Consider the following 5,316-nt stretch of genomic DNA (forward strand, 5'->3'; position numbering starts at 1 on the left):
GGAAAGTAAGGAATGCCTGTTTTCTGTCTGACAAAGAATTTCATTGATTAGATTTCGTGGAAACAAATCCACAAAAATTCCAGTAGAGCCATCTTTTTCACCTGTTCAATCACGGATTTTTTAAATCGATTTCCAAGACCTTTGGATTGATGCTGGTACCATTCTATGGCTTCTTCAAATTCTCTGGCAGCCAATTCGTGTATTTTAACTCTTATCATATTGATCTTCAAAATCAATAACCGTGGCCCGACCGTCCCTGTAGGCCTTTATTCGATCATTGACTTCCTGAATCCAGACTTGACGAATTTCACTTTCTTCACGATTAATACTCTGAAGAATAATTTCCGCCAAAGTTATTCTTTCGTCAGGCGGCATCTTCAGCACTTCTTCGAGAATCGATTTATTCATATTATTTCTCCTGAATGATCGTTTAATTTGTCTATTTATTGACGCATCTGCTCTAAAAGGCCTTTGCCCGCTAAGTTCGCGAATTTTCACAAATTGATTCTGCTGAAATACGGGATTACAACGATAGCAAGAACAGCCAGGTTGTCTGTTTTTTGTTCTGATTCAATTTATGCAAATAATTGGTGTCAAAGCAAATTATTTTCACCCGAAATTCTAAAAAGAAGTGTGCATTGATTAAGTATAATAGGCCAACGTTTAATACACCTTCTTTGGCCAATTTTTTATTTCAGCCCCAGCCGCTTGCACATGCGATGATAGTTTGGAGGCGCAAGACCCAGGATGCGAGCGGCCTCGGCATCGGACTGGGTATTTTTTCTTACAAATTGAAAATACTCCCGTTGAATCCGTTGTTCCATTTCCCGCCAAGTCACCATGTTTTGGGAGGACCACTCTTTCCAGGGTTGTGAATGGTGAGACCCCACATCGGTGTTAAGTAGTCCCAATGCACTTTTAACCTGTGTTGCACGAACCTCTTCGGATCGCATCAGAAGAAGACGCTGCACCACATTTTGAAGCTCCCGGACATTCCCCGGCCATGCGTAGTGGGTCAAAACCTGAAGGGCCTCTTTTTCAATAACCGGCAGCTTTGTTCCCATACTGGCAGAAAAATACCGCAAGAAATAGTCAACCAAAAGGGGAATGTCACTTCGGCGTTCTGCCAGACTCGGCACAGTCAGCGAAACCACATTCAAGCGGTAGTACAAATCCTCCCGGAAATGACCCTTTTTAACCTCCTGCTCAAGATTTTTGTTCGTTGCAGCAATGACCCGCACATCCACGCGCACGGGCCCGGTTCGACCAATCTTGTCGATTTCGCCTTCCTGAATCACCCGCAGCAATTTGGATTGTGCCGACAGCGGAAGCTCCGTTACTTCATCCAAAAAAATCGTTCCCTTGTGAGCCACCTCAAACAGACCCTTTTTCTGCGCACTGGCTCCCGTGAATGATCCGCGCTCAAAGCCAAACAATTCACTTTCGATCAGATTGGTGGGCAAACTGCCGCAATTAATGGGAACGAAATTTTCAAATCGCCGTTTGCCCAGATAATGAATGTTGGTAGCCACCAGTTCTTTTCCCGTTCCGGAAGCTCCCCGAATCAACACAATGGCTTCATTCTGGGCACAGGTTTCGATCTGTTCACGGAGTTTCCGGATGGGAGCCGATTTCCCAATAATTTTTTTCCGTTCCAGAATATTGGCAATGGATTCCTGCAACCTGCGATTGGAGCGCAGGCGGTCCTTTTCCAATTTTTTCTTTTCGTACGCATTCAAAATATTCAAAATAAAATCCGTGGGCTGGTAAATGTACTCCTCAATATCCCCGGGATATTTGGTGCAGTACCACATCGCCCCCGCTTCAATGAGTTTATTGGCAAATTCAAAGTCGGTAATATTGACCGTCATTTTCGTGACCACGATAATCTGGAGCGTGGGGTCGATTTCTTTGATCCTGCGAATGAGACTTTCGCCCCGCAGTCCCCCCATGATCTGAAAATCCATGATCACCACATCGTAGAGCCGGTGATTCTTTTCCAGCAGCTCCACAGCCATGCGCCCGTCCGAAACCACTTCCCGGATGTGGATATTTTTTTCAAACGGTCGCAACGTGTTATGGATGCGCTTCACATCGTAATCTTCATCTTCAATCAATAATAGATTAATGCTTTCGTTTAGATTCATTTTTCACCCGTGGTTTCAACTCTTTAATATGGCTATTCATTCGGAATACTCACAATAAACTGACATCCCTTTTCAGGCAGATTTTCCACATCCAGGGTCCAACCGCAGCGCTGACGTGAAATTTCGTACGCAATGTAGCATCCGTACCCCGAATTATTGCTGCTGTCTTTGGTGGAAATATTCTCGAGAAAAATCCGCTTGACACCTTCCTCGTTTTCTTCCAACAAATCGGGCCGAATACCCTGTCCGTCATCAGAGACAAAAATCTTCGACACCTTTTCCTCAGGAATAAATTGGGTGCGAATCGTAATATTTAGGTTTCCATCGCCACCGTGATCAATACTATTCTGAATCAAGGGCTCAATAATTTCCCACGCCACAAACTCGTTCACGTGAACCACAGGCAGTTTTTCATCCAGTTCCAGATGAAATTTAACGCGGTTGCTGTTCCGGGAAATACGCAGGAAAATGTACGTCACAATAAATCGAATCAACTCGTTAAGATCCGTACGAAACATGGGATTGCGAATGGTCTGAATGGGCGGGTCGTACCACTTCATATCGTAAATGACCCGGGAAATAAAATTGGCGTACTTGGTTACCCGGTATTTTACATCTTCCATATTTTTTTCGTTAAGAGAACGTAAATCTTCCTTGATAAAACCCATCACTTTTTCGGCCTTATGGTGGGTGTGGTAGATTCGCTTCGCAAAAAGGGCCTCTTTCTGGTAATGAATGTGCTCTTCCAGTTGTTTTTCGCGCTCCCGGTAAAGAAGTTCGCGGGCAGCATCCCGCTCCCGAACGGTGTAGGACGAAATGTAAAACATGGCCAAAAGTCCCAGAAAGATTAGTACGACAAAAATCAGGCTGGTTTCGTTGTAGCTGGAAATAATTTCGCTGGCAATACCGCTGAATTCCGGTGTATTTTTCATGTAAACGGCCCCCATGTATTCTCCCTTGGGCACAAAGGGAACAAACACATGGTAGGTTTCCCTTCCCTCCAAAATACTCAAGATTTGTTCAGAGGCTTTCAGTCGCTTTTTGATTTTACTGTACATCTGAATGGCCTGCGGATGGGGCTCATCCGAAGGCGGGAGGTGGGTATTATTTTCGAAGATGAAAGAATACAGCACGCGGCCGTTGTCAATGGCCGCCACATGGCTCCCCTTTTCAACCAGAATACACACATCCTGAACATTGTGCTGAAGAATTTCCTGACTCAAAATGATATTCAGAGCCTCAATGGTTTTTCGGGCCTCTTCGCTCCCGGGATTTTTGTTTTGAATGCGGGTTTCAACCAGAAGTTCCAGAGAGGTGGCGGTAAGATTGGCCAGGCGTTCGGCAGAATCCTGCTGGTACCAATCCTGTGTTTTGTTTAAAAACCGCTGAAGAGAAATTTTGTGCACCAGCGAAACCAGGAGCTGAAACAAAATCAAAATCATGAACAAAACCATGATGTGCTTCAGCTCAAATCGAAATCGTTGAAGTTTTCCGGTGATCTCCCGAAATTGTTTGTCATCAGACCTGGCCATCAGTGAATTAAGACCCTTTTTGATTGAATGACTTCCGTTGCTTTTTTCAGGGCGTCCGAAACGGACAGGTCTCCGCGAATGGCCAGGTGGGCGTAGTAGGAAATGATATCAGAAATCTTTGTGTATTCCACCAGGGACGGCCGGTACACCCCCGTATTCAGGAGATGCCGCAAATAAATGAGCTGCGGATGTTTCCTTAAAAAAATCGAATCCTGATAAACGGCCCGGTTAATGGGAATGTACCCGCCCTTCTCGTACAAAAGCTCCTGCATATCTTTTTGAACCACAAATTTTAAAAATGCCACAGCCTCTTTTTTGTGGGTTGATTCTTTAGAGATCATCAAATCCCATCCGCCGTACACAGCCACAGGTTTTTTCCCCTTAAAGTGCGGCAGTGCGGCCATTTCCAGATTGGGAATTTTTCGGGCTTCACGTTCCGGAAAGGTATTGTTAACAAAAGCCCCCGGCCAGCCTCTTACAAAAACGGCATCTTTGGCCAATGCATAGTGGAAGCTTGGATTTTCTTTAAACTGAGTGACTACCCGCGGCGAAAGTCGATACCGGTTCACCAGATCTGAAAGAAGCTGGAGCCCTTTTTTTGCCTCCGGGGATTCCAATTGCAATTGGCCATTTTGAAAAAAGGATGTTCCCTGTCCGGCCAGGGTTTCATAAAAACTGCAAATGAGTCCTTCGTAATTGTCGGCTTGAAATACATAAAACGGCCGATTCGTCGGTCTGAGGCGCTGTCCCAATCGAATGAAGTCAGCCCAGGTAATCGAGCGCTTCAACTTTTTCTTGAGAGACGGATAATCGGACAGCCGATTTAAAATATCCTTTCGATAGTACATGAGTCCGATGTCAATAAAAAGAGGATACCCGACCAGGCGGTCCCTGAAATAGCAGGACTTGATGGCATATTGGAGCAACTGCTTCTTTTCTTCCGGGGAAAAATAACTATCCAGAGGCTCACTCCATTTTGCAAACCGCGGCACCCAGATTAGATCCACGGCAAATACATCGATGCGGTTGGTCTTGCTCCGAAAGGCCCGGGTGAGAAGCTCCTTGCGTTCATTTGTGCTGAATTTTGAAAAGGGGAGGTTGACCGGAACCACTTCAATCTTTCCGGCATGGGCACGGTTGAATTGATCAATAAGTGCCTGATGCGCAGTGGAAATATTATCCGCGTAGTAAATTTTTTTCACTTTCGTTCGGGGAGAGCCTGAATAGCTGGCCGGAATAATAAAATAGGCGACCAACGCAAAAGCCGTCACCAAAACCGACCCCCACAAAAGTTTGGAAACCGAAAAAATGGGATTGGCGTGTTTCATTTTTTTCTCCAGATGCCCGGCAAGCGAGCAACCTGATCTTTTTGATTTTGGATTCCTTTTAAAAATACGGCTTTCTTTTGTGGATTTGCAAGAGATTTTTTACAAGAGGAGCAGCAAAGCAGGAAACGATTTCCAAAAGGGGCATGAGATATGAATCGGGGAAATGGTTTTTTCTCCTCTAAAAAAGGGGTCGGTAAAGGGTTGCAATCATTTCTCTCAAGAGTTTATTGCTCGCATTTCTGGAACCCTGCTTTATTTCAGCAGGATCATCTTTTTCGTCTTTCCAAATGCGCCTGCCTGAATATGATA

5 protein-coding genes are annotated in these 5,316 nt (G+C 45.0%); all 5 read right to left on the bottom strand.

Features of this window, described 5'->3' with window-relative positions; all coding sequences use genetic code 11:
* Positions 1-47: 47 nt before the first annotated feature.
* Positions 48-218: a hypothetical protein gene (locus GXO76_06685; protein ID NOY77540.1), complete on the bottom strand. Its 171-nt coding sequence runs from the start codon at positions 216-218 to the stop codon at positions 48-50.
* A complete protein-coding gene (locus tag GXO76_06690; protein ID NOY77541.1) occupies positions 205-408 on the bottom strand; it encodes an addiction module protein in 204 nt (67 codons plus the stop codon). Before GXO76_06690 ends, GXO76_06685 begins: the two co-directional genes overlap by 14 nt.
* A 281-nt stretch (positions 409-689) precedes the next feature.
* Positions 690-2,147 (bottom strand): sigma-54-dependent Fis family transcriptional regulator, encoded by a 1,458-nt coding sequence (locus GXO76_06695; protein ID NOY77542.1) that lies wholly within the window; start codon positions 2,145-2,147, stop codon positions 690-692.
* A gap of 32 nt (positions 2,148-2,179) precedes the next feature.
* The gene (locus tag GXO76_06700; protein ID NOY77543.1) at positions 2,180-3,679 is read right to left on the bottom strand and encodes an ATP-binding protein; all 1,500 of its coding nucleotides are present in this window, start codon (positions 3,677-3,679) and stop codon (positions 2,180-2,182) included.
* Positions 3,679-5,007 (bottom strand): extracellular solute-binding protein, encoded by a 1,329-nt coding sequence (locus tag GXO76_06705; GenBank protein NOY77544.1) that lies wholly within the window; start codon positions 5,005-5,007, stop codon positions 3,679-3,681. The genes GXO76_06700 and GXO76_06705 overlap by 1 nt, the downstream gene beginning before the upstream one ends.
* Positions 5,008-5,316 lie beyond the last annotated feature (309 nt).

It is taken from the genome of Calditrichota bacterium (assembly GCA_013151735.1).
In the GTDB taxonomy this organism is placed as follows: Bacteria; Zhuqueibacterota; JdFR-76; order JdFR-76; family BMS3Abin05; genus BMS3Abin05.

Excerpts from the sequence above, each read along its gene's own strand:
- GXO76_06685 (NOY77540.1), bottom strand. The coding sequence starts at position 218 with ATGATAAGAGTTAAAATACACGAATTGGCTGCCAGAGAATTTGAAGAA.
- GXO76_06705 (NOY77544.1), bottom strand. The coding sequence starts at position 5,007 with ATGAAACACGCCAATCCCATTTTTTCGGTTTCCAAACTTTTGTGGGGG.
- GXO76_06690 (NOY77541.1), bottom strand. The coding sequence starts at position 408 with ATGAATAAATCGATTCTCGAAGAAGTGCTGAAGATGCCGCCTGACGAA.
- GXO76_06700 (NOY77543.1), bottom strand. The coding sequence starts at position 3,679 with ATGGCCAGGTCTGATGACAAACAATTTCGGGAGATCACCGGAAAACTT.
- GXO76_06695 (NOY77542.1), bottom strand. The coding sequence starts at position 2,147 with ATGAATCTAAACGAAAGCATTAATCTATTATTGATTGAAGATGAAGAT.